Source organism: Isoptericola sp. NPDC056573, assembly GCF_042793335.1.
GTDB lineage: Bacteria > Actinomycetota > Actinomycetes > Actinomycetales > Cellulomonadaceae > Isoptericola.
In genome coordinates, this window is record NZ_JBHTUY010000001.1 from 334,895 (window position 1) to 357,124 (window position 22,230).

A 22,230-nucleotide genomic window follows, 5' to 3' on the forward strand; every position below is an offset into this window, starting at 1 on the left:
GGACCCCTCGGAACCGCGCCGTCGGGCGACCACGATGTCGACTGTGACGAACACCGACGGGCTCTCGCGCGGCGAGCTCCAGGACAAGGCGATCCAGGGTGCGCTCTGGACCCTCGTCCACGTCGCCGTGTCCCTGCCGCTCGCGTTCGCGGTCAACATCGTCATCGCCCGCACGCTGGGCGTGGTCGACTACGGCAGGCTCGCGTACCTGGGCACCGTGATGCTGCTGGTCGGCACCGTCGTGGACCTCGGCGTGGTGAGCGGCGTCGTCCAGTTCGGCTCCAAGGCGCACGCGGCCGGGCGGTCCGCGGAGGTCACCCGTCTCCTCAGCGCGTCCAAGGGGTACCGCACGGTCGTCGGGATGCCCCTGATCGCGGTGGCCGTGCTCGTGATGGTCGACGTCGACCCGGGGCTGATGGCGGTCGCCATCGCGTTCGGGGTCGTCCTCCCGTGCGTGCTCGGCGGCGCCGGCGAGGCGCTGGGCATCGAGAGCAAGACCGCCCAGAACGCGCAGGCCGCGATGATCGTCAACCTGCTCACCCAGGTGCTGGTCGTGGTCGCCGCGGCCACGGTGGGCACGGCGGACTCGATCTGGGTGGTGCGCCTCGTGGCCGGCGGGCTGGGCACGCTGCTCTTCCTCGGCTACGTCTCCCGGACGTACCGGCGCGCCATGCTGCGACCGCGTCTGCGCGGGTTCCCGCCGGGCTTCTGGAAGTTCGCGCTCCCGGCCGGGGCCGCCAGCATGGTGGCGGCGTTCGTGCTGTCCCGCAGCGAGGTGCTCGTGCTCACGTGGATGTCGGAGATCCACGCCGCGGGGGTGTTCGCGCTCGCCATCGGGCTGGCGTCCCACCTCTTCGCCCCCGCGCAGTCGCTCGTCGGCCCGCTGGTGCCGGCGATCTCCGGGCTGCGTGAGGTGGACGTCGACGCCGTCGGGCGCGCGCTCGGCAGGACGCTGCGGGCGTCGTCGACGGTCATGGCGGCGATCGTCGCCGCGGCGATGCCGGCCTTCGCCTTCGTGGTCCCGCTGATCTACGGCGAGGAGTTCGCCGACGTCCCGGAGGTGCTGCTCGCCCTGGGGATCGCGGGCGGGCTCCTGGTGATCGCGGAGCCGATCAAGGCGTTCGTCGCCGCCCGGCTCAAGGGCATGTGGCTGCTCTGGCTGAACCTGACGTCCCTGGCCGTGAGCGTCGGGCTCATGGTGCTCCTCATCCCGCCCCTCGGCGTCTGGGGCGCGGTGATCAGCAACCTCGGCTCGGCGCTCGTCCTCGTCACGCTCCTGCTCGCCACCGAGGTGCGGGCGGTGGGCACCGGGACGTGGCGGGCCCTGGGTGACGTCGCGCCGTACTTCCTCGGCGTGCTCGCCTGCCTCGCCGCCTGGTGGGGCACGGGACGGCTCGGCCTGCCCCCCGTGCCGTCGGCCGTCCTGGCGGGCGTCGTCGGGCTCGGCCTCGTGGTCGGGGTGATGCGGCTGACGCGCCGCGGTCTGACGCCGCAGGACGCCGAGGCCGTGCAGCGGTCGCTGCCCGGGCGGGTGCGGGGGATCCTCCGCGTGCCGCTCCGGCTCGTGACGACCGGCCGCGACGTCGAGCACCAGGGCCCGGCTCGGGAGACGACGCCGGTCGACGCCGTCCCCGGGGTGGGGGCACCGTGACCGCGCGGGTCGTGCTGCTGGGCGAGGCGGGCATCGCCAACGTCGGCAACGACGCCTCGGTGGCCCAGGTGATCCGGCTGCTCGAGGAGCGGGACCCGGGCGTCGAGGTGACGCTGGTGGGCCGGGAGCCGGGCACGGCGCGGGCGGTGCTGGGGCGCCCGTCGCTCGGCTCGCGCGCCTCCTGGACGTACCGCGGCCCGCTGCACGCCTCGGCCCCGGCCAAGGGCCTCCGGGTGTTCCTCGACCTGGCGCACCTCGTGCGGCTCGTCGGCCGGTTCGACGCGGTCCTCGTCCCCGGCACCGGTGCCCTCGAGGTGGGCCGGGGAGGGCCGCCGGGAGGGCAGATCCTCTCGCTCCTGCTCACCGGCGTGGCGTGCCGGCTGACGAGGACGCCGTTCGCGTGGGTGGCGGTCGGCGGGAGCCGGTACACGCGCCGGACCACCCGGGCGGCCGTCCGCGCCGCGGCCGCGACGGCGACGGTCCGCTCCTACCGCGACCCCCTGACGCTCGAGGCGGTCCGTGCGTGCGGCACCGACACCTCGCGCGACGTGCTCATGGACGACATCGTGACGGCGCGGGCCGACGCGCCGCGGGCGGCGCAGCACGCCGGAGCGGACGCCGCCGGGGACGTCGTCGTGGTGAGCGTCCTCGACGTGCCGTCCGCCACCGGCGAGGCGCACGCGACCGCGGCCGAGCGGCAGCGGTACGAGCACGAGACGGCCCGCGTCGTCGGGACCCTCCTCGACCGGGGGGTGCCGGTGCGCGTCGTCGTCTCCGACGCGGCGGACGTCCCCGTGGCGCGTCGCGTCGTCGACGCCGTCGCGACGGACCGGTCGCGGCCGGGCGTCGAGGTCCGCGTCCCGCGCGACTTCGACGAGCTGTCGGACGACGTCGCCGGGGTCAGGGCCGTGGTCGGCAGCCGGTTCCACGTCCTCGTCGCCGCGGCGCTGCTCCGGGTGCCGTTCGTGACGGTCGAGCACGCGGACAAGGTCCGGGTGCTGTCGGACGACGCGGGGGTCGGCCCGTACCGGGTCGACGCCCACGCGTTCCGGGCCGACGAGCTCCTCGAGTCGCTCGACGCCCTGCTCGACAAGCGCGAGGCGCTGGCGCGCGACCTGGACGCCTGGGCGGTCGACGCGCACCGGCGGACCCGGGCCGGCTACGACGAGGTCCTCGCCCGGCTCGTGGCGAAGGGGGTGTTCGCATGACCGGCAGGTCCGGCGCGGCGCCGCGGCTGACGATCGGGGTCCCGGTGTACAACGGGGAGCTCTACCTCGACCACGCCCTGCGGTCCGTCGCGGAGCAGACCGACGGCGACTTCGAGGTGGACGTCGCCGACAACGCGTCCACGGACGCCACCGAGGAGATCGCGCGGGAGTGGGTGTCGCGGGACCACCGGTTCGCCTACCACCGGCACGAGACGAACGTCGGCGGGGCGGTGAACTCGAACTTCCTCCTGGCCCGGTGCCGGAGCCCGTGGTTCAAGTGGGCCTACCACGACGACCTGTGCGACCCCCGGCTCGTGGAGCGCTCCTTCGCCGTCCTCGCCGACGCCCCTCCGGCGTCCGTCCTCGCCTACCCGCGCGTCCGCCTCGTCGACGCGGACGGGGCGGTGGTCGGGCAGCACGCGGACGCGGACCTGCGGCTGGACGGGCCCGCGCCCCACGAGCGCCTCCGGGTCCTGCTCGCGCGCGTCGTGACGCAGACGCAGTTCGGGATCATGGACACGGCCGTGGCGCGGGCCGCCGGGGGAGTGGTCGTCTCGCCGGCCGGCGAGATGCTCTTCCCGTCCGCGCTCGCGCTGCGCGGCAGGCTGGTGCTGGTGCCCGGCGAGCCGCTCCTGTCGATCCGGTCGCACGCGGACCGGCACGGAGGCTCCCGGGACTCCGAGATGGCCTGGGTCGACCCGTCCCGGCCACGGACGGCGTTCCCGTACTCGCGGTCCACGCCGATGCTGCTCGGCATCGTCGCGCGGTCGCCCCTGACGGTGCGGGAGAAGGCGCGGAGCGCGGCCGTCGTCCTGCGGTGGTGGACCGTCCCCGGCGCCCGCACGATCGCGGGCGACGTCGTCCGCCTGCCCTCCGACCTCGGGCTGGTCCCGTGGCGGCGGGCCGCCCGTGAGGTCTCGAAGGCTGGTCCGGCGGTCGGCCGGTGAAGGAGGTCCAGATGGCGGAAGCACGAGCGGTCGCGTTCTACCTGCCGCAGTTCCATCCCGTCCCGGAGAACGACGCGTGGTGGGGTCCGGGGTTCACGGAGTGGACCAACGTGGCGCGGGCGCGCCGCCTGTACCCGGGGCACCGGCAGCCGCTGGTGCCCGCCGACCTCGGGTTCTACGACCTGCGCCTGCCCGAGGCGCGGGCCGCGCAGTCGGAGCTGGCCGCGCAGTACGGGGTGGAGGCGTTCGCGTACTGGCACTACTGGTTCGGCCACGGGCGGCGCATCCTGGAACGCCCGTTCGCCGAGGTGCTGGCCTCCGGCGCGCCCGACGTGTCGTTCTGCCTGGCGTGGGCGAACCAGACGTGGAGCGGCATCTGGCACGGCGAGGCCGACCGCATCCTGGTGCAGCAGCACTACCCGGGCGTCGAGGACTACACCGCCCACTTCGAGGCCGTGCTGCCCGCGTTCCGCGACCCGCGCTACCTGCGCGTGGGCGGGCGGCCCGTCTTCTACGTCTTCCGGCCCGAGGAGCTGCCCGACGCCGCGGACTTCGTCGACCTGTGGCAGGGCCTGGCACGGAAGGCCGGGCTCGAGGGCCTCTACCTCGTGGCGGAGATGAGCGACCTGCTCGGCGGCGGTCCCCGGTACGACCGGGTCAAGGAGGACGGGTTCGACGCCGGGGTGTACATGCGGATGCCGGCCGGGGCGTCGCGGGCGGAGCTGCTGCGGATGCGCGCCCTGCGGCGGCTGGCGGGCGGGCCCGAGGTCTTCCCCTACTCGACGGACTGGGCCGGGCAGAACCGCACCGGCGACCTGGTCCAGCCGTGCGTCTACCCCAACTGGGACAACACGCCGCGCTCCGGCCGCGGGGGCGTCGTGCTGCACGGTGCGACGCCGGAGAAGTTCGGCGAGAACGTGCGGCAGGCGGTGGCGTCGATCGCGCACCGTCCCGCCGACGAGCGCCTGCTGTGGGTCAAGTCGTGGAACGAGTGGGCGGAGGGCAACCACCTCGAGCCCGACCTCCGGCACGGCCGCGGCTGGCTCGAGGCGCTGCGGGACGGCCTGCGATGACCCCGGGCACGCCGCCGGGCACGCCGCCGGGCACGCCGCCGGGCCCCGCGCGACCGCTCCGCATCGCGATCGTCTCCTACTACCTGCCCAGCACCAGCAAGCAGGGCATCGGCTACCAGGTGCACGAGCTCGCGACCGAGCTCGCGCGGCGCGGTCACGACGTCACGGTCCTCAGCGACTGCCCGCCGGTCGACGGGGCCGTGTACGGGCACCGGCACCTGCGGATGACGGGCTCGCTGCGCACGTTCCGGTTCGCGCTCGCGCTGCGCCGCCTGGACCTCTCGTCCTTCGACGTGCTGCACGCCTGGGGCGACGACTACTGGCTGTGGCGCCGCCGCGTGCCCCGGCACGTGCGCACGCTCGCCGGGTCGTGCTTCGAGGAGGCCCGCACCATCGAGGGCGCCAAGGAGAAGGCGCGGATGGTGCTCCTCGGGCTGTCCGAGGTGCTCGCGTCCCTCGTCGCCGACCACACCGTCGTCATCTCGCCCGAGACGCGCCGCTGGTACCCGTGGGTGCGCGACGTCGTGCCCTGCGGCACGGACGTGGGCCGGTTCCGGCCCGACGCCGGGCAGCGGGCGGACCACCCCGTGGTGCTCTTCGTCGGCTACTGGCACGGCCGCAAGCGGGGCGCGGAGCTGGCCCGGCAGTTCCAGGAGACGGTGCTGCCGAAGCACCCCGACGCCGAGCTCTGGATGGTCAGCCGGGACGTGCCCGACGACGCCGGGCCCGGCGTCCGCGCGCTGGGCCGGCTGTCCGACGACGAGCTGGCGCTCGCCTTCCAGCAGGCGTGGGCGTTCTGCCTGCCGAGCGACTACGAGGGCTTCGGCATCCCGTACGTCGAGGCGATGGCGTCCGGGCTCCCCGTGGTCAGCACGCCCAACCCCGGTGCGCTGTACGTGACCGACGGCGGCCGCACCGCGGTCGTGGCGCCCCTGGAGGACGTCGGCGCCGCGCTCGCGGACCTCCTCACCGACGACGCCCGCCGGGACGCCCTCGCGCGCGCGGCGCTCCGGCGCGTGCGGGAGTTCACGCTGGAGTCCGTCGTCGACCGCTACGAGGCGCTGTACCGCGCAGCCTGACGCGCCCGCCCGTCAGGACACGGGCTGCGGCGTGCAGTCGGTCAGCGCGACGGTGAACGTCGTGGGCGTGTCGGGCGTCTCGATCATCGCGCCGTCCTCGTCCCCGACCAGCTCGATCGTGTGGACGTCGCCGGGGGACAGGTACGTGGGCCGCCACGTGTCCGTGCCGCGCCGCCACTCGATGACGAGCACCTCGCCCTCGAGGACCTGGATCCGGCAGCCGTCGGCCCACGTGCCCATGTAGGGGTGGATGGTCTCGCCGTCGAGGTCGCGCACGGTGCGGGAGTTCGAGCCCTCGCGCGAGTTCGTGGCGTGGGCCGCCCACTCCGGCCAGGCGACGGCGCCGCCCACCCACGGCGACCAGCCGTCGTCCGCGCACGTCGCGTACGCGTCGCAGTGCCAGAGCGCGAGCGTCGACTCCAGCACGACGGCGTCCGCCGGGACGGTCGGCGTCGGGGTGGGCGTCGGGGTGGGCTCGGGGTCCGGGGGAGTCACGTCGCCCGGGGTGTGCACGTACGTGAACGCCGCGTCGTCGTTCTGCACGGACAGCACCTGGTCCGACGGCAGACCCGTGACGGTGTACTCCTCGCCGGCCGACAGGCGCGCGATGCTGCGGTGCGGGCCGGTGGGCGTCCCGGCGAACAGGGTCGCGGTGCCGGTGATGACGGCGAGGGTGTCCCCGTTGGCCGACGCGGCGGGCAGGTAGACGGCCTCGGACGTCGTGTACCCGTGGCGCGCGGTGATCGCGCCGGACGTCTCGGGCCAGGCGACGGCGTTGCCCGACGTGGACGGGCCCCACGGGCACGGGTCTCCGGTGCACCTCCACGTGACGGGCGCGGACGCGGCACCGGTGTCGGGCGTGGGTGTCGGCGTCGGCGTGGGTGTCGGCGTGGGGCTGGGCGTGGGTGTCGGGTCCGGGTCGGGCGGCGTCCCGCCCGCGGGCGTGAACGTGTAGGCGAACGCCGCGTCGTCGTTCTGCAGGGAGAGCACCTCGCCGTCGGGGAGGTCGCCGACCGTGAACGAGTCGCCGGCGGACAGGCCGGCGAGCGACCGGTGGGGGCTGTCGAGCCGGCCCGCCCACACGCCCGCGGACCCCTCGAGGACGGTGATCGTCGCGCCCTCGGCGACGTCGTCGGGCAGGTAGACCGCCGCCGACGTGGTGTAGCCGTACCGGGACGAGACGCCGCCCTGCGGCCACACGGCGGCGTGGCCCGAGGTGCGCGCACCCCAGGGGCACGGCTCGCCGGTGCACGTCCAGGTCACGGCCTGCGAGGGGGTGCGCCCGGGACCCTCGCCGCCGTCGGCCGCCGCGGGGGAGAACGAGCTCGCCGTCAGGACGAGGGCGGGGGCGAAGATCCGTGCGGCGCGGCGGCGGAGGGTCATACGGCGACGCTATGTCGGACCGTGTCCGCGCAGGCCCGCGACCGGGGTGAACTTGGCCTCCGTCCGGGGTGAAACCAGCCGGGGGTCGACCGCGCCCGCGACGGACGTCACGCACCCGACGAGCAGGAGCGAGCCGAGCACGTCGGCCGGCCGGTGGGCGAACGTCAGCACGTTCACCAGGCACGCGACGACGACGGCCCCCAGCACGGTCTCGCGGACCACCACGCGCCCGTGCGCCGTGCGGTAGGGCCACAGCACGACGATCGAGACGGCCAGCGCGGCGGTCACGGTGACGTGCGTGCTCGGGTACGTGTTGTACAGGTACCCGTAGTCCGGGTCGTGCAGGGGCCGGAGCAGGACGACGTCGCGGAGCGCGACGCTCAGGGCGGTCGAGAGCAGGGTGACCGCGGCGCACGTGACCGCCGACCACCAGCGGCCCCGGACGACCGCGACCACGCCGACGACGACCGCGACGCCCGCGGCGGCGACGACGAGCCCGGTGCGCAGGGCGTCCGCCACCGGGCGGGTGAGCAGCCCGGCGCTGGTCGTCAGCCCCAGGAGGTGGTCGTCGGCCAGCTGCCCCCACGGCGTCACGACGGCGGCCGCGTACAGCCCGACGAAGCACGCCGCCAGGACGGCGGCGCGCCGGGCATGCTCCCGGCGTCCGGCGAGCGCGGGCCACGACATGCTCCCGATGGTTCTCGGTCGGACACTCTCCCGTCGAGAGACCGGTGCGGATGAACTTTGGCGTGAATGGTCTTCCGAGGTCCGCACTTTCACCCCGCCGGGGACCGCGGTTCACCCGACCGAGAGGGCCGGACGGTGGCATTTCGTGGCTAGCGTGGTGGCGTCCCGAAATGGGGAGTGCCGCCGGGGGACGGTGCTGACTCGGCGCACAGGAACGGTGAGCAAAATGCCTCGAGCACTGATTACCGGTATCACCGGTCAGGACGGTCTGTACCTTTCCGAGCTCTTGCTCTCGAAAGGCTATGAGGTCTGGGGTCTGATCCGCGGGCAGAACAACCCGAAGCTCGACCTCGTGCGGCGCACCGTGCCGGACGTGCGGCTCGTGACCGGCGACCTGACCGACCTGTCGTCGCTGCTGCGGGCGCTGGACGCGGCGCGGCCCGACGAGGTCTACAACCTCGGCGCGATCTCCTACGTCGCCTACTCGTGGGAGAACGCGACGCTCACCAGCGAGGTGACCGGCAAGGGCGTGCTCAACATGCTCGAGGCGGTGCGGCTGCACGCGGGCGACGACCCCGCCGCCGTGCGGTTCTACCAGGCGTCGAGCTCGGAGATGTTCGGCAAGGTGCAGGAGGTGCCGCAGCGCGAGTCGACCCTCCTGTGGCCCCGGTCGCCCTACGGCGTCGCGAAGGTGTTCGGGCACTACATGACGATCAACTACCGCGAGTCGTACGGGCTGCACGCCTCCAGCGGCATCCTGTTCAACCACGAGTCGCCGCGCCGGGGGCCGGAGTTCGTCACTCGCAAGGTGTCGCAGGCGGTGGCGCGGATCAAGCTCGGCCTGCAGGACTCGCTCACCCTGGGCAACCTCGACGCCCGCCGCGACTGGGGGTTCGCCGGCGACTACGTCGACGCGATGTGGCGGATGCTCCAGCAGCCGCAGGCGGACGACTACGTGGTCGCGACCGGCCGGACCCACTCCATCCGCGACCTGCTCGACGCGGCCTTCGGGTGCGTGGGCGTCGAGGACTGGTCGGGCTACGTCACGCAGGACCCGCGCTTCATGCGGCCGGCGGAGGTCGACCTCCTCATCGGGGACCCGTCCAAGGCCCGTGACGTGCTGGGCTGGGAGCCGCGCGTCGACTTCGAGCGGCTGGTCGCGATGATGGTCGAGAACGACCTGGACGAGCAGGCGGAGCTGGCCGGGATGCGCCCGTGACGGTCGCCCTCGTCACCGGTGTCGCGGGCCAGGACGGGTCGTACCTCGCCGAGCGGCTCGCCGCCGAGGGGGCCGAGGTGCACGGGCTGGTCCGCGCCGGCGAGCGCACCGTCGGGCTGCCCGCCGGGGTCCGTCTCCACCAGGGCGACCTGCGCGACGCCGAGGGGCTCGCGGAGCTCGTGCGCCGCACGGGTCCGGACGAGATCTACAACCTGGGCGGGATCAGCTCGGTCGCGTACTCGTGGCGGCACCCCGTCGAGACGGGCGCCGTGTCGGGGCTCGGCGCGGTGGCCCTCTACGACGCGGCGTGGCGCCTCCAGGAGGACACGGGGCGGCCCGTCCGGGTGCTCCAGGCCTCGAGCGCGGAGATCTTCGGCACGCCCGACCGTGCGCCGCAGGACGAGGGCACGACGGTGCGGCCGTCGTCGCCCTACGGCGCCGCCAAGGCGTACGCCCACCAGATGGCCGCGGTGTTCCGGCTCCAAGGGCTCGGCGTGTCGACGTGCGTGCTCTACAACCACGAGTCGCCGCGCCGCCCGGAGACGTTCGTGACCCGCAAGATCACCGCCGCCGCGGCCCGGATCGCACACCGCGGCTCCGGCACCCTGGCGCTCGGCAACCTCGACGCGCGACGCGACTGGGGCTGGGCGCCCGACTACGTCGACGCGATGGTGCGGTCGGTCCGGCACCCGGTCGCGGACGACTTCGTCGTGGCGTCCGGGACGACTCGTTCCGTGGCCGACTTCGTGGCCGCCGCGTTCGCCGCGGCCGGCGTCGACGACTGGGAGCCCCACGTCACGGTCGACCCGCGGTTCGTGCGCCCTGCCGACCCGACGGAGCAGGTGGGGGACGCCCACCGGGCCCGGACGGTGCTGGGATGGGGCGGCACGCTCGCGTTCGAGGAGATCGTCGACCGCATGGTGCGGCACGACCTCGCCCTGCTCACGGCCTGACCGCGCTCACTCCTCGACGAGCAGGCCGCGGTCGCGGAGCGCGTCCACGAAGGCCTCGGCGTCGCGCCGCGCGACGTCGGCGGGGAGGTCGTACTCGACGGCGAGCGCGTCCGCGAGGTCGCCGGTGGTGCGGTCCTCCTGCAAGAGCTTCGCGGTGAACGCGCCGGAGCTGTTCGTCGTGAGGTACGTCGACGAGTCGAGGTCCAGGATGACCAGCTCGCCGTCGATCTCCTGCCAGGTGACGCCGTCCTCGCGAAGCCGCATCTCATGCCTTTCGCCGCGGGTACGAAACCCGGTCGTCTCACCCCCGACGGTGCCGTCGGACGAAAAAAGGATAGGGCGTCGAATATGTGTCCCGCCGGGAATGCGGTGCCTTTCACCCGCTTCTCATCCGCTACCGGATGAAAGGGCAGGAGATCGTGGGTGATATCTCTTCGGCACGCTTGACCGGGCCTCGCGCGCGGCGCGACGTTGAGCCCGTCCTGCAGGAACACAGAGAGAGGGGAACCTCTGATGTACGAGGCACCGCGCATCACCGAGGCCGGCAGCGTCCGCGACCTCACGCTCGCCCAGGGACTGGACGGGAACGACGACCGTTTCCTGTTCTTCACCTGGGGTGAGGAGCCGAGCAAGACGTCCTGACCGTGGGGGTGCGGGGGCACGAGGTCGCGTCCCCGCACCCCTGCGTTCCGTGTCCGGCCGACGGGAGGGGGACGCTGGTGCGCACGACCGCAGGTGACGCTACGCAGGACGCCGAGCACGACGCCGTGCCGGTGCACCGGGAGCCCGGGGACGGCCTGGAGCGGCTGGGACCGGTCGAGGTCGCCGTCGGGATGCCGCTCGGCCCGGGGCGCCGCGACGCAGCGCCCGAGCCCGCCGCGGCCCACGGCCGCGGGGGTGCCCGAGCGGTGCTCGAGTCGCTCGTGGCGGACGCGCTGCGTGCCGGACCCGCCGTCGTCTCGTTCTCCGGAGGGCGGGACTCGTCGGCGGTGCTCGCGGTCGCGGCACACGTGGCGCGGCGCGACGGCCTGCCGCTGCCCGTGCCGGTGACCCTCGTCTACCCGGGCCTGCACGAGGCCGACGAGTCGTCGTGGCAGCACGCCGTGCTCGACCACCTCGACCTGGCCGACCGGCTCGTCACCGTCCCCGTCACCGACGAGGAACGCCTCCTGGGCGCCCGCGCCCGCTCCTCGCTCGCCCGGCACGGCCTCGTCTGGCCCGCCGCGGCCCACGCCAACCTGCTCGTGGAGAGCCTGGGCAGCGGCACCCGGCTGCTCAGCGGCGAGGGCGGGGACGAGGTGCTGGGCGCCCGCCGGGTGACGCCCTGGACCGTGGCGCGCGCGCACGGTCGCCCGCAGGGGCTCCGGCACCTGCGCGAGCTGGCCGGCACGATCGGCGGCCCCGCGCTCCCGCTCGGCCCGCTCGCCTCGCACAACCCGTGGATCGGCGTCCCGCCCTGGCTGCGGCCCCCGGCCCGCGCGGCCCTGCGCCGCCACGTCGCCGGGATGACCCGCACCCCGTGGCGGTACGACCGGGCCACCGCCGCGATGACGGGGCAGCGGGTGCCCCAGGTGCTGGCGCGCAACGTGCAGGCGCTCGCGGCCGACCGCGGCGTCCGCTGGCACCACCCGCTCCAGCACCCTCGCTTCGTCCGCGCCCTCGCGCACGACGGCGGGTCGTGGGGCTTCCGGGGCCGCACCGACACGATGCGGTTCCTGTTCGCGGACCTGCTGCCGGACGCCGTCCTGTCGCGGCGGTCCAAGGCGTCGTTCAACGGCAGCCGCTTCGGGGACGACGAGCGCGACTTCGCCGCGGGCTGGGACGGCAGCGGGGTCGACGACGGCCTCGTGGACGTGCGCCTGCTCCGCGACCTCTGGCTGGGGGAACGCCCGCCCGGGGTCACGGGCCTGCTGCTGCACCAGGCCTGGCTCGCCCGGGGGGAGCCCCGATGATCCGCGTCCCCTCCGCCGCGCGGTGGTTCGGCCGGGTCCCCGTCGCGCTGGGCGCGGCGGGCACCGTCGTCGTGGTGGAGGCCCTGCTGCGCACGACGCGGCTGCCCCGGACGGCCCGCGTGATGGGCGCTCCCCTCGCGAGCGCGCAGGAGGCGTCCGCCGCTCCCGTGGCGGCGCTGCGCCTCACCGCGGCGGAGGCGCGCCGGCTGCGTGCCGTGGGCCGCGTGCTGCGGCTCTCCCCGTTCGGTTCCACCTGCCTGCGTCGTGCGCTGTGCGCCGGGCACGTGCTGCGCGGGCGCGACCCGCGGCTCGTCGTCGGCGTGGCCAAGCACGACGGCGTCGTCTCGGCCCACGCCTGGCTCGTGGTCGACGGGGTCAACCTCGACCCCGACGGCTCGGCCGACTTCCTGCCCCTCTCCCTCGGCGAAGGAGCCGTGCCCGCATGACCTCCCGCGCGACCTACCGACACGACGTCTACGGGCTGCTGGTCGACAGCGACGTGGACCTGCACCTCGACCGCGCCGGCCGCGACGCGCCGACCGGGCGCACGCCGGACCTGGTGGTGCGGCGCGGTCCGGGGAGGGGGGAGCAGGCGCCGCTGGCGGGCCGGACCGTGCTCGAGCACGTGCGCGACGGGCAGTGCTGGTACCGCGCGGTGCGGCTCGACGACGGCCGGGTGGTGCTGCGCTTCGACGGGGTGCTCGACGTGGAGCTCGCCCCCGGCGGGGCGCACGCCACCTGGCGTCTCGCGCCCGACGGCGACGAGGGTGTCGCGGCGGTGCTCCTGGCGGGCGCGTTCCTGGCCTTCGTGCTGACCTGGCGGGGAGACCTCGTGCTGCACGGGAGCGCGGTGGACCTCGCCCGGGACGGCGGCTCGGCGACGATCGGCTTCGTCGGGCGGTCCGGCATGGGCAAGTCGACGATGGCGACCCTGCTGTGCCGCGCCGGCGGGACGCTCGTGACGGACGACGTCCTGGTCCTGGACCGGGTGGGCTCCGCTGACGGGGCCGTCGTGCCGCGGCGCGGGGCCGCCGAGGTGCGGCTGCGCGACGGCGCGGCGACGCTCGCCGACGAGCTCGAGGCCGCGGGCGCGCCGGTGCGCACCAGCGGGGACGCGCGGCGCGCGCTGCACCTGGCCGACCGTGTCGTCGAGGGGGGCGGGCGTCCGGCGCCCGGCCCGCTCGCCGCCCTCGTGATCCCGTTCCCGGACCGCACGCACGACGAGCTGCGCGTGCAGCGGCTGCTCCCCCGGGAGGCGGCGCTCACGCTCCTGCGGTTCCCCCGGCTGTCGGAATGGCGCGACCACGCCGTCACCGCGCGGCACTTCGCCGACCTCGTGCGGCTCACCGCCCGGGTGCCGGTGCTGCTCGCACGGGTGCCGTGGGGCCCGCCGTTCCGGCCCGCGGTCGTCGAGGAGCTGATCGGGACGGTGCTGTCGGGTGCGCTGCCGGGTGCGGAGACGCTGGTGCCGGCCGGCGCTCAGGCCGTGGGCTCGGTGTAGGCCGCGGCCTGGATCGTGAACAGCTCGGCGTACAGCCCGCCGAGCGCCATGAGGCTCGCGTGGTCGCCCGCCTCGACCACCCGCCCCGCGTCCATGACGTAGATCCGGTCGGCGGAGCGCACCGTCGAGAAGCGGTGCGAGATGAACACGGCGGTCCGCCCGGCGAGCACGTCGCGCAGGGACGCGAAGAGCTCGTGCTCCGCCCGCGCGTCGAGCGCGGACGACGGCTCGTCCAGCACGACCAGCGGCGCGTCGCGGTAGTAGGCCCGGGCCAGGGCCACCCGCTGCCACTGACCGCCGGACAGCTCGCGCCCGCCCCGGAACAGCCGCGACAGCACGGTGCGGTACCCGTCGGGCAGGCCCTCCAGCGCCCGGTCGGCGCCGGTGGCGCGGGCCGCCGCCCGGACGCGGTCGTCGTCGTGCGGGCTCCCGGCGGTGATGTTCTCGGCCGCGGGGAGCGCGTACCGGACGAAGTCCTGGAAGATCACCGCGACCCGCGAGCGCAGGCTCCGGCGGTCGAGCGTCGCCTGGTCGACGTCGTCCCATCGCACCGTCCCGGCGTCCGGCTCGTAGAGGCCGGCGAGCACCTTGGCCAACGTGGTCTTGCCCGACCCGTTCTCCCCGACGACGGCGACCACCTGGCCGGCCTCGACCCGCAGGGAGACGCCGTCGAGCGCGGGGGCGGCACCGCCGGGGTAGGTGAACGAGACGTCGTCGACGTCGACGGCGTCGAACCGCTCGGGGGCCGGGTCGCCCTGCGCCTCGACCCCGGCCGCCTCGCCGGTGCGCAGGAACTCCTCGACGTCGTCGAGGAAGAGCCCGGACTCGAACACGGACTGGACGCCGGCGAACACCGCCTGGATCTGGCCCTGCAGCATGCGGATCGCGACGATGGCCGCGCCGGCGTCGGCCACGCCCAGCTCGCCCCGGGCGATGAGGAGCACGAGGACGCCGAGCGTGGCGGCCAGCACCACGGCCGTGCCCAGGGTGCCGAGGGACGAGAGCACGGTCCGCCGGCGGAGGTGGGCGCCGAGGGATCCGAGGTACGTCCCGTACGCGTCGTCCATGCGGCTCCCCAGGGGGCCGCCGAGGTCGAACGCCCGGATCTCCTTGGCGGAGTCGCGGTCGGTGAGCACGTACGTGAGGTAGGAGCGCAGGCGCTGGTTCGGGGTCTGGTCGACGTCGAAGTCGAACTCGAGGCGGCTTTCCCGGCGGCTGGTCAGGACCAGCGGGACGCCGCCGAGCAGCAGCAGGGGGAGCAGGACCGGGGCGATCCCGACCAGCGTGGCCCCCACGGCGACGGCGGAGACGCCCGACCCCAGCGTGGTGAGGATGCCGCGCGTCACCTGGTACGGGCGGCTCAGGGCGTTCGCCTGCACGCGGCGCAGGCGGTCGTAGAAGGCGGACGACTCGAAGCTGCGCAGGGGCACGGCGGTGGCGGCCCCGAGCACCCGCCGCCACATCGACCGGGCGACGCGCTCGCCGAGGTAGCGGGAGAGGGAGGACTGCACCGAGGACGTCAGGGCGGTGAGCGCCGTCAGCACGGCGAGCAGGGCCACGGGACCGACCAGCGCCGTCGGCCGGACGTCGCCGTCGGCCGTCCCCAGGATGGCGTCGAGCAGGATCTTGACCGACCACACCTGGCCCGCGAGCAGCAGGGCCGCCGCCACCTGGAGCACCACCGACCCGGCGAACGGGCGAGGTGCGGCCTCGCGGACGAGCCGCAGCGACCGCCGGCACAGGGCGAGGAGGCGACGGGGGGAGCGGCGACCGGACCGGGCCTCGACGCGCAGGTCGACCGGGTCCACGAAGTCTTGGGTCACCCGGAGACCTCCCGTCCCTGCCACCGCTACCGCGATCATCGTGCCACCGGGGACCCGTGCGAGGGCAGGGTGATCCCTGTCCCCGGAGCCTGTTTCACCCGGCGACGGCCTCGGCGCTGCCCGAGTCGCTGCCTACGCTCGACGGCGTGACCGGACGTCCGTCCCTGCGGCCCGTGGCCCGCCTCCTGGTGGAGTCGGTGGCGTCGTCGCGGCCCGGGGACGGTGCCGGCACCGGTCGCGACGAGGTGGCGCGGCTCGCGGCGGAGGTCGACGTCGACGCCGCCGCCCGTGCGGCGTCCGAGCACCGCGTGCTGCCCGCGCTGGCCCGGCTGCTGGCCGACCAGCCGACCACCCCCGACGCCTGGCGTCCGGCGCTGCTCCGGGCGCGGCGCCAGCAGGCGCTCCGCCACCTCGGGACGGTCGCGGAGGCGGTCCGGCTGGGCAAGGTGCTCGACGACGCGGGAGTGCCCTGGCTGGTGGGCAAGGGGCCGGTCGCGGCCGCCGGGCTGTGGCCCGCGGCGGACCTGCGCCAGTACTACGACCTGGACCTGTACGTGCCGCGACGGGCCTTCGCCGACGCCGTCGCCGCGCTCGAGGACGCCGGGTGCAAGGGCGTGGACCGGAACTGGCCGCTGCTGCTCGCCGAGATGCGCGCCGAGTACGCGATCCGTGCGCCCCAGGGGGCCCACGTCGACCTGCACTGGGACTACGCCGTCCCCGCGGCGCTGCGCGCACGGTTCCGCACCGACCTGGACGGGATGATCGCGCGGCGCCGGCGGATCGACGTGGGCGGGGGGCAGTCGCTGTGGTGCCCGGACCCCGCGGACACGGTGCTCCTGCTCGCGTTCCATGCGGCCCAGGCGGCGGCGAACCGCCTCGTGTGGCTCGCGGACGTCCGGTACGCGCTGCTCGCGGCCGGCGCGGAACGGGGCGCGCTGGCCGACGTCGTCGCGCGCGCCTCGGCGTGCCGGGTCCAGCGGCCCGTCGCGCTCGTCGTCGCGCGCACGGCACGGGTGCTCGGGCTCCCCGAGGACGTCGTCGCAACCGTGGCCCCCCTCGTGCGGCGCGCGGGCGTGCTCGGGCGGGCCGCCGAGGTGCAGGACGCCCGCAACCCCTTCCCGTGGCTCCCCGGCGACCCGCACCGCGGGGGTGCGCTGTACTCGGCCGCGCGGCCCCGGCTCGTGACCACCGCCGGAGCGCTGGTTTCGGGCGCCGTCCGCACGAGGAGCATCGAGAAGCAGGTCCGGCGGTCGCCCGCCGCGGCCGAGAAGGAGCTCCGCCGTGACGTCCCTGACGCATCGGCCCGGCGGGAGTACCTGCTCCGGACGACCGGTGGTTGAGGCGGTCGGCGGCCGACGCGGCCGGCGGGCCCCGGGGACGACGGCTCAGGCCGTCGTCGCGCGCAGCGTCCGGTCCAGCTCCGCCTCGACGTGCCGCGCGATCTCCAGCGACGCGGTGGCGGCGGGCGAGGGCGCGTTGATGACGTGCACCTGCCGGGGCGCGGTGCGCACGAGGAAGTCGTCCACCAGCCGCCCGTCGCGGTGCAGCGCCTGCGCGCGGACGCCGGCCGGGGCGGGGTGCAGGTCGTCGGCGGTGGTGCCGGGCAGCAGCCGCGCGACGGAGGCGGCGAACAGCGTGCGCGACACGGAGCGGGCCACCTCGGCCGCGCCGGGCACGAGGTTGCGCCCGGCCAGCCGCCACAGCCCGGGCCACGAGGCGGCGTCGACGACGTCGCGCCAGGCGACGTCGCGCCGCCGGTAGCCCTCGCGGGCGAGGGCGAGGACGGCGTTGGGCCCGGCGTGCACGTCGCCGTGCACGCCGCGGGTGAGGTGGACGCCCAGGAACGGGAACCGCGGGTCGGGCACGGGGTAGACCAGGCCGCGCACGCGGTCGGCCGCGCGCGGGGCGAGGTCGTAGTACTCGCCGCGGAACGGCACGATGCGGGCCCCGGGGTCGACGCCGCAGGCCTGCGCCAGCCGGTCGGCGTGCAGGCCGCCGCACACGACGAGGGCGTCGGCGACGAGCTCGAACCCGGCGTGCTCGCCGACCTCCTCGACGTCGACCCGCACCTGCGTGCCCACCGTGCGGGCGCCGCGCAGCGCGCGGCCGAGCAGGACGGCGCCGCCGGCCTCGGCGACCTGCCGTGCGAGGACGGCGCACACGGCGCGGTAGTCGACGACGCCCGTCGTCTCCACCCGCAGCGCCCCGACGCACGCGATCTCGGGCTCGTGCTCGCGCGCCTCGACGGGGTCCAGCTCGCGCACGGGCACTCCGTTGGCGGTGCCGCGCTCGGCGAGGGCGCGCAGCCGGTCGCGCTCGCCGGCGTCGGTCGCCACGACGAGCTTCCCGGTCACGGCGACGGGCACGTCGTGCTCGGCGGCGAACCGCGTCATGGACGCGGCCCCCGCGGTGCCGAGGCGCGCCTTGAGGCTGCCCGGCGCGTAGTACAGGCCGGAGTGGATGACGCCCGAGTTGCGGCCCGTCTGATGGCACGAGAGCTCGTGCTCCTTCTCGAGGACGGTCACGTCGTCGCCGCGGCGGGCGAGCCGTGCGGCCGTCGCGAGCCCGATGATCCCGCCCCCGACGACGACGACCCGCATGCTGCCTCCTCCGGACGGTGGTGGCGGGCCTGGTCCCTGGCCGGGCCCGCCGCTCTCAGGATGGCAGTCCCGGTGCGCTGCGGGGAGGGGTCCCCAGGGTGAACGGTGAGGTGAACCCGCCTGCGCCCGCGTCCTCCGGCATAGTGGGAGGAGCGGGGACGGCCGGCCCGGCCGTCGCGCCTCGCCGACGAGGAGGAACCCATGACTCACGACGACGGCACGCAGCCGGGCCCCGACGAGCCGCGGCCGGGCGAACCCGGTGCGGACGCGCGGCCCGACGGGGTGGGACCGCCCGCGCCCCCGGACCCGTACCGGCAGCCCGCGGAGCCCCCGCCGTCGGGAGCCACCCCGTCGCCGGGGGCCGCCCCGCCCCCCGACCCGAACCAGCCCGGGGTGCAGCAGCCGCCGCCGGGGTATCCGCAGCAGCAGCCCCCGGGATATCCGCAGCAGCCGTACCAGCAGCAGCCCCCGGCCCAGCCGTACGCGCAGCCCTCCCCGCAGCAGCCGTACGCGCAGCCGTATGCCCAGCCGTACGCCCAGCCGTACGCGCCGTCGGCGGGGACGGACGGGTGGTCGATCGCGGCGCTGGTCACGGGCATCCTCGGCCTGGCGGTGGTGCCGATCGTGCTGGGGATCATCGGCCTGTCGCGGATCAACCGCACGGGTCAGCAGGGCAAGGGCCTGGCGATCGCCGGCATCGTGCTCGGCGCGGTCGGCGTCGTCGTGTGGGTCCTGGTGCTCGTCTTCGCGGTCGCGCTGGTCTCCCAGCTCGACCCGAGCGACTTCGAGTCGTTCGACGTGTCGATGGCGCTGCCCCTCCTGGTCGCGCGGTAGGAAGTTTCGTTCAGCCGTTGCCCTTAATGTCGTCGGCGCCCTACGGTGTGCCCGACGGCGCGCGGACGCGCCGTCGGCCCCGGGCGCCGGCCGAGCCGTCGCCAGGGCCCCACCGATCGCGAGGGAGCGACGATGAGGCAGCGGGTGAGACGGGCGGTCGCCGGTACGGTGGCCGCGGCGGTGATGGCGAGCGGCGCGGTGGTGACCGGCGTCGTGGGCGCGAGCATGGCGGCGGGGGACGACTCCGTCGTTCTCGAAAACGATTTCGACACGTCCTACGACCCGTGGGGCCCGCGGGGCGCGGTCACGCTCGAGATCTCGGACGACGCGCGGACGGGCGCCGGGGCGCTGTCCGTCACCGGGCGGACGGCCGAGTGGAACGGCCCGGCCACCGCCGTCGGCGGCCTGTTCGCCGCGGGCGGGGACTACGACGTCGAGGCCTGGGTGAAGCTCCCGGCGGGGACGGCGGGCAGCGCGGCGGTGCACTTCACGGTCCAGGAGACCTCGGCCGGCGGGGACGCCTACACCTGGGTGGGCGGCGCCGTCGACGCGACCGCCGACGGCTGGGTGCGCGTCGGCGGCACTTACACGATGCCGGCCGACCTCACCGCGGCCCAGCTCTACGTCGAGGCGGCGCCGGTCGGCGGCGCGCACCCGTCGTTCCTCGTGGACGACCTCGTCGTCACGGGCGGCGAGCGCACGTCCCCGCCGGTGCAGGACCTCACCGGCGTCAAGGAGACGGTGGACTTCCCTGTCGGGGTGGCGATCGACCAGCGCGAGACCACGGGCGACGCCTCCGAGCTGCTGCTGCGCCACTTCGACCAGATCACGGCCGAGAACCACATGAAGCCCGAGGCCTGGTACGCCGACGGCCGCACGTTCCGCCCCGACCCGCAGGCTGTGGCGCTGATGGACTACGCCGCCGAGCACGACCTGCGCGTGTACGGGCACGTGCTCGTGTGGCACTCGCAGACGCCGGAGTGGTTCTTCCAGGCGGAGGACGGCACGCCACTCACGACGTCCGACGCCGACCGGGCGGTGCTGCGCGAGCGGCTGCGCACCCACGTCTTCTCGGTGGCCGGCTGGCTCGCGGAGCGGTACGGGCAGTTCGGCGGCGACAACCCGCTCACGGCCTTCGACGTCGTCAACGAGGTGGTGAACGACGGCGCGACGAGCGACCCGGACGACGGCCTGCGACGCAGCGAGTGGTACCGGATCCTCGGCGAGGACTTCATCGACCTCGCGTTCGGGTACGCCGACGAGGCGTTCAACCACACCTACGCGGCCGAGGGCGCCGACCGGCCGGTGGCGCTATTCATCAACGACTACAACACCGAGCAGTCGGGCAAGCAGGACCGCTACCTCGCGCTCGTCGAGCGGCTCCTCGCCCGGGGCGTGCCGGTGGACGGCGTGGGCCACCAGTTCCACGTCTCGCTGTCGATGCCGGTGGGCCAGCTCGAGGCGGCCGTCGAGCGGTTCGCCGACCTGCCCGTCACGCAGGCGGTTACCGAGCTCGACGTCACGACCGGCACCCCCGAGACCCAGGCGAACCTCGTCGAGCAGGGGTACTGGTACCGCGACGCCTTCCGCATGTTCCGCGCGCACGCGCAGGACCTGTACTCCGTCACCGTCTGGGGGCTCACGGACGACCGGTCGTGGCGCGCGGACAGCGGGGGGCCGCTGCTCTTCGACCGCGACCGGCAGGCCAAGCCGGCCTACGTCGGCGCCGTCGACGGCGACGTCCCGCCGCGCCTCAAGGCGGCCCGCGTCTTCGCCGGCGACGTGCCGCTCGACGCCGACGCCGCGTCGTCGGCCGTGTGGGACCGCCTCCCGCGGCACACCGTCACGGCGGACGGCAGCGGCGAGGTCGTGGCCGACTTCCAGCTCCGCTGGGCGCCCGACCACCTCACCGCGCAGGTGCGGGTGACGGACGGGACGGTGGGCACCGGAGGCGACGACGCCGTGACCTTCGACGTCGACGGCGCGACGACCACGGTCGGGCGGGACGGCACGGTGACCGGGCCGGACGGCGCGGCGGCCGTGGTCGAGGCGGTCGACGGCGGATACGTCGTCGTCGCGCACCTGCCGCTGGCGGGCGCCGCCCAGGGCGACACCGCGGGCCTCGACGTCCAGGTCGCCGACGGTGCGACGACGTCGGGCTGGAACACCCCGGGCTCGCTCGGCACCCTCACCCTCCTGGAGGAGCTGAGCTACCTCGAGGTGGCCGAGGCGGCGACGCCGCCGCAGGTCGACGGCACGGTGGACGAGGCGTGGGCCGACGCGTCCGCGGTGACCACCGACCGGCAGATCGAGGGCGAGGGCGGCGCCACGGCGACCGTGCGCACGCTCTGGTCCGGGGACACCCTGTACGTGCTCGCGGAGGTCGCCGACCCGACCGTGGACGTCAGCGGTTCCGACCCGTGGGTGCAGGACTCGGTCGAGATCTTCCTCGACGCCGGCAACGCCAAGAACGGCTCCTACCGGGACGTCGACACGCAGATCCGCATCAGCGCCGAGAACGTCACGTCGTTCGGCACCGGCGACGAGGCCGCGCAGGCCGCCCGCCTGACGTCGGCCACCGCGACGGTGGACGGCGGCTACGTCGTCGAGGCGGCGGTCGACCTGCTCGGCACCGGGGGCGCGGGCACCTTCCACGGGCTCGACTTCCAGGTCAACGACGGCACGGCCGGCGCGCGCACCGCGGTGCGCGACTGGGCCGACCCCACGGGCACGGGCTACCAGTCCACCGCCCGGTGGGGCGTCGGGAAGCTCGTGGCGGCGGTGCAGCCCGAGCCCGAGGGGCTGGTGAACGTCGTGGCCCCGGCCGTCGTCCCCGACGACCGGAAGGGCACCGCGCCCGGCGCCGTCCTCGTGGCCGACCCGGGGGAGTGGACCGCCCCCGGCGGCGAGCGGGTGCGGTACACGTACCGGTGGCTGCGCGACGGCGAGCCCGTGCGCCGGCCCCTCGGCGCCCTGACCGACCTCGCGCGTCTGCTCGACCTCACCGGTCAGGTGCTGCGCGGGACGGCCGAGCCGGAGGTGCTCCTCTCCGTCGCGGGCTCCACCTACCGCGTCGGCGGGGCGGACGTCGGGCACGAGGTGAGCGTCGAGGTGACGGCGCACGCCCGCGGGCTGGACGACGTCACGGCGGTCTCGGCGCCGGTCACCGCCGCGCGGAGGTAGTCCTGCGCGCCGGCCGGCGGCCCCGCCCGCGCAGGTGGGGCCGCCGGCTGCCGGTCGTGTGGGGGTCCGGCGAAGACGCCGGTCGGGACGCCCGCACGGCCGCCGCGGGTGGGTAGCATCGCGGACCGGACGCAGGG

At 75.4% G+C, this 22,230-nt stretch carries 19 protein-coding genes; 14 read left to right on the forward strand and 5 right to left on the reverse strand.

The window, feature by feature from the left end; genetic code table 11:
- Nucleotides 1-43: 43 nt before the first annotated feature.
- Genes ACFQ8E_RS01540 through ACFQ8E_RS01560 form a run of 5 tightly spaced genes read left to right on the forward strand, consistent with a single transcriptional unit; the run spans nucleotide 44 to nucleotide 5,958 of the window.
- The gene (locus ACFQ8E_RS01540) at nucleotides 44-1,651 is read left to right on the forward strand and encodes a lipopolysaccharide biosynthesis protein (RefSeq protein ID WP_430548799.1); all 1,608 of its coding nucleotides are present in this window, start codon (nucleotides 44-46) and stop codon (nucleotides 1,649-1,651) included.
- Nucleotides 1,648-2,859, forward strand: a complete 1,212-nt coding sequence (locus ACFQ8E_RS01545; protein ID WP_430548800.1) for a polysaccharide pyruvyl transferase family protein — start codon at nucleotides 1,648-1,650, stop codon at nucleotides 2,857-2,859. Before ACFQ8E_RS01540 ends, ACFQ8E_RS01545 begins: the two co-directional genes overlap by 4 nt.
- Nucleotides 2,856-3,806: a glycosyltransferase family 2 protein gene (locus ACFQ8E_RS01550; protein WP_430548801.1), complete on the forward strand. Its 951-nt coding sequence runs from the start codon at nucleotides 2,856-2,858 to the stop codon at nucleotides 3,804-3,806. Before ACFQ8E_RS01545 ends, ACFQ8E_RS01550 begins: the two co-directional genes overlap by 4 nt.
- A gap of 11 nt (nucleotides 3,807-3,817) precedes the next feature.
- Nucleotides 3,818-4,879: a glycoside hydrolase family 99-like domain-containing protein gene (locus tag ACFQ8E_RS01555; RefSeq protein WP_430548802.1), complete on the forward strand. Its 1,062-nt coding sequence runs from the start codon at nucleotides 3,818-3,820 to the stop codon at nucleotides 4,877-4,879.
- Nucleotides 4,876-5,958 (forward strand): glycosyltransferase family 4 protein, encoded by a 1,083-nt coding sequence (locus tag ACFQ8E_RS01560; RefSeq protein WP_430548803.1) that lies wholly within the window; start codon nucleotides 4,876-4,878, stop codon nucleotides 5,956-5,958. The genes ACFQ8E_RS01555 and ACFQ8E_RS01560 overlap by 4 nt, the downstream gene beginning before the upstream one ends.
- 12 nt (nucleotides 5,959-5,970) lie before the next feature.
- Here the strand turns inward: ACFQ8E_RS01560 and ACFQ8E_RS01565 are convergent, their stop codons facing one another.
- Together ACFQ8E_RS01565 and ACFQ8E_RS01570 are read right to left on the reverse strand one after the other, a co-directional pair.
- Complete coding sequence (locus tag ACFQ8E_RS01565) at nucleotides 5,971-7,341, reverse strand: hypothetical protein (RefSeq protein WP_430548804.1); 1,371 nt, start codon at nucleotides 7,339-7,341, stop codon at nucleotides 5,971-5,973.
- A 9-nt stretch (nucleotides 7,342-7,350) separates the two neighbouring features.
- Complete coding sequence (locus ACFQ8E_RS01570; RefSeq protein ID WP_430548805.1) at nucleotides 7,351-8,028, reverse strand: hypothetical protein; 678 nt, start codon at nucleotides 8,026-8,028, stop codon at nucleotides 7,351-7,353.
- A 226-nt stretch (nucleotides 8,029-8,254) separates the two neighbouring features.
- Here ACFQ8E_RS01570 and ACFQ8E_RS01575 point away from each other — a divergent pair, with 226 nt between their 5' ends.
- On the forward strand, nucleotides 8,255-9,247 hold the full coding sequence (locus ACFQ8E_RS01575) for a GDP-mannose 4,6-dehydratase (protein ID WP_430548806.1): 993 nt from the start codon (nucleotides 8,255-8,257) through the stop codon (nucleotides 9,245-9,247).
- Entirely contained in the window at nucleotides 9,244-10,200 is a 957-nt protein-coding gene (locus ACFQ8E_RS01580) for a GDP-mannose 4,6-dehydratase (protein ID WP_430548807.1), read from the forward strand. The genes ACFQ8E_RS01575 and ACFQ8E_RS01580 overlap by 4 nt, the downstream gene beginning before the upstream one ends.
- Before the next feature lie 6 nt (nucleotides 10,201-10,206).
- Here ACFQ8E_RS01580 and ACFQ8E_RS01585 read toward each other — a convergent pair whose 3' ends face one another.
- Complete coding sequence (locus tag ACFQ8E_RS01585; RefSeq protein ID WP_430548808.1) at nucleotides 10,207-10,464, reverse strand: PqqD family protein; 258 nt, start codon at nucleotides 10,462-10,464, stop codon at nucleotides 10,207-10,209.
- A 249-nt stretch (nucleotides 10,465-10,713) separates the two neighbouring features.
- On the opposite strand from ACFQ8E_RS01585, the gene ACFQ8E_RS01590 reads away from it, so the two are divergent.
- From ACFQ8E_RS01590 to ACFQ8E_RS01605, 4 genes are all read left to right on the forward strand, one after another.
- Nucleotides 10,714-10,842, forward strand: coding sequence for a lasso RiPP family leader peptide-containing protein (locus ACFQ8E_RS01590; protein WP_430548809.1), 129 nt, complete (start codon nucleotides 10,714-10,716; stop codon nucleotides 10,840-10,842).
- Between the two features lie 77 nt (nucleotides 10,843-10,919).
- Nucleotides 10,920-12,152, forward strand: a complete 1,233-nt coding sequence (locus ACFQ8E_RS01595) for an asparagine synthase-related protein (RefSeq protein WP_430548810.1) — start codon at nucleotides 10,920-10,922, stop codon at nucleotides 12,150-12,152.
- Nucleotides 12,149-12,598 (forward strand): lasso peptide biosynthesis B2 protein, encoded by a 450-nt coding sequence (locus tag ACFQ8E_RS01600; protein ID WP_430548811.1) that lies wholly within the window; start codon nucleotides 12,149-12,151, stop codon nucleotides 12,596-12,598. The genes ACFQ8E_RS01595 and ACFQ8E_RS01600 overlap by 4 nt, the downstream gene beginning before the upstream one ends.
- The gene (locus ACFQ8E_RS01605) at nucleotides 12,595-13,653 is read left to right on the forward strand and encodes a hypothetical protein (protein ID WP_430548812.1); all 1,059 of its coding nucleotides are present in this window, start codon (nucleotides 12,595-12,597) and stop codon (nucleotides 13,651-13,653) included. Before ACFQ8E_RS01600 ends, ACFQ8E_RS01605 begins: the two co-directional genes overlap by 4 nt.
- Here ACFQ8E_RS01605 and ACFQ8E_RS01610 read toward each other — a convergent pair.
- Nucleotides 13,632-15,476 carry an ABC transporter ATP-binding protein gene (locus ACFQ8E_RS01610; protein ID WP_430548813.1) on the reverse strand — a complete coding sequence of 615 codons (1,845 nt, stop codon included), beginning with the start codon at nucleotides 15,474-15,476 and terminating at the stop codon, nucleotides 13,632-13,634. The two genes, ACFQ8E_RS01605 and ACFQ8E_RS01610, sit on opposite strands and share 22 nt — an antisense overlap.
- 146 nt (nucleotides 15,477-15,622) lie before the next feature.
- Between ACFQ8E_RS01610 and ACFQ8E_RS01615 the strand changes: the two genes are divergently transcribed.
- Entirely contained in the window at nucleotides 15,623-16,816 is a 1,194-nt protein-coding gene (locus ACFQ8E_RS01615) for a nucleotidyltransferase family protein (protein WP_430548814.1), read from the forward strand.
- Between the two features lie 45 nt (nucleotides 16,817-16,861).
- On the opposite strand, the gene lhgO is transcribed toward ACFQ8E_RS01615, so the two are convergent.
- A complete protein-coding gene (gene lhgO, locus ACFQ8E_RS01620; RefSeq protein ID WP_430548815.1) occupies nucleotides 16,862-18,076 on the reverse strand; it encodes an L-2-hydroxyglutarate oxidase in 1,215 nt (404 codons plus the stop codon).
- A 201-nt stretch (nucleotides 18,077-18,277) separates the two neighbouring features.
- On the opposite strand from lhgO, the gene ACFQ8E_RS01625 reads away from it, so the two are divergent.
- Complete coding sequence (locus tag ACFQ8E_RS01625) at nucleotides 18,278-18,910, forward strand: DUF4190 domain-containing protein (protein WP_430548816.1); 633 nt, start codon at nucleotides 18,278-18,280, stop codon at nucleotides 18,908-18,910.
- A gap of 144 nt (nucleotides 18,911-19,054) precedes the next feature.
- Nucleotides 19,055-22,093, forward strand: coding sequence for an endo-1,4-beta-xylanase (locus ACFQ8E_RS01630; RefSeq protein ID WP_430548817.1), 3,039 nt, complete (start codon nucleotides 19,055-19,057; stop codon nucleotides 22,091-22,093).
- Nucleotides 22,094-22,230: the final 137 nt, after the last annotated feature.

Bases quoted from the DNA above. Each gene is read 5' to 3' on its own strand.
- ACFQ8E_RS01575 (WP_430548806.1), top strand. From the start codon at position 8,255: ATGCCTCGAGCACTGATTACCGGTATCACCGGTCAGGACGGTCTGTAC.
- ACFQ8E_RS01550 (WP_430548801.1), top strand. From the start codon at position 2,856: ATGACCGGCAGGTCCGGCGCGGCGCCGCGGCTGACGATCGGGGTCCCG.
- ACFQ8E_RS01565 (WP_430548804.1), bottom strand. From the start codon at position 7,341: ATGACCCTCCGCCGCCGCGCCGCACGGATCTTCGCCCCCGCCCTCGTC.
- ACFQ8E_RS01560 (WP_430548803.1), top strand. From the start codon at position 4,876: ATGACCCCGGGCACGCCGCCGGGCACGCCGCCGGGCACGCCGCCGGGC.
- ACFQ8E_RS01600 (WP_430548811.1), top strand. From the start codon at position 12,149: ATGATCCGCGTCCCCTCCGCCGCGCGGTGGTTCGGCCGGGTCCCCGTC.
- ACFQ8E_RS01555 (WP_430548802.1), top strand. From the start codon at position 3,818: ATGGCGGAAGCACGAGCGGTCGCGTTCTACCTGCCGCAGTTCCATCCC.
- ACFQ8E_RS01625 (WP_430548816.1), top strand. From the start codon at position 18,278: ATGACTCACGACGACGGCACGCAGCCGGGCCCCGACGAGCCGCGGCCG.
- ACFQ8E_RS01590 (WP_430548809.1), top strand. From the start codon at position 10,714: ATGTACGAGGCACCGCGCATCACCGAGGCCGGCAGCGTCCGCGACCTC.
- ACFQ8E_RS01605 (WP_430548812.1), top strand. From the start codon at position 12,595: ATGACCTCCCGCGCGACCTACCGACACGACGTCTACGGGCTGCTGGTC.
- lhgO (WP_430548815.1), bottom strand. From the start codon at position 18,076: ATGCGGGTCGTCGTCGTCGGGGGCGGGATCATCGGGCTCGCGACGGCC.
- ACFQ8E_RS01585 (WP_430548808.1), bottom strand. From the start codon at position 10,464: ATGCGGCTTCGCGAGGACGGCGTCACCTGGCAGGAGATCGACGGCGAG.
- ACFQ8E_RS01570 (WP_430548805.1), bottom strand. From the start codon at position 8,028: ATGTCGTGGCCCGCGCTCGCCGGACGCCGGGAGCATGCCCGGCGCGCC.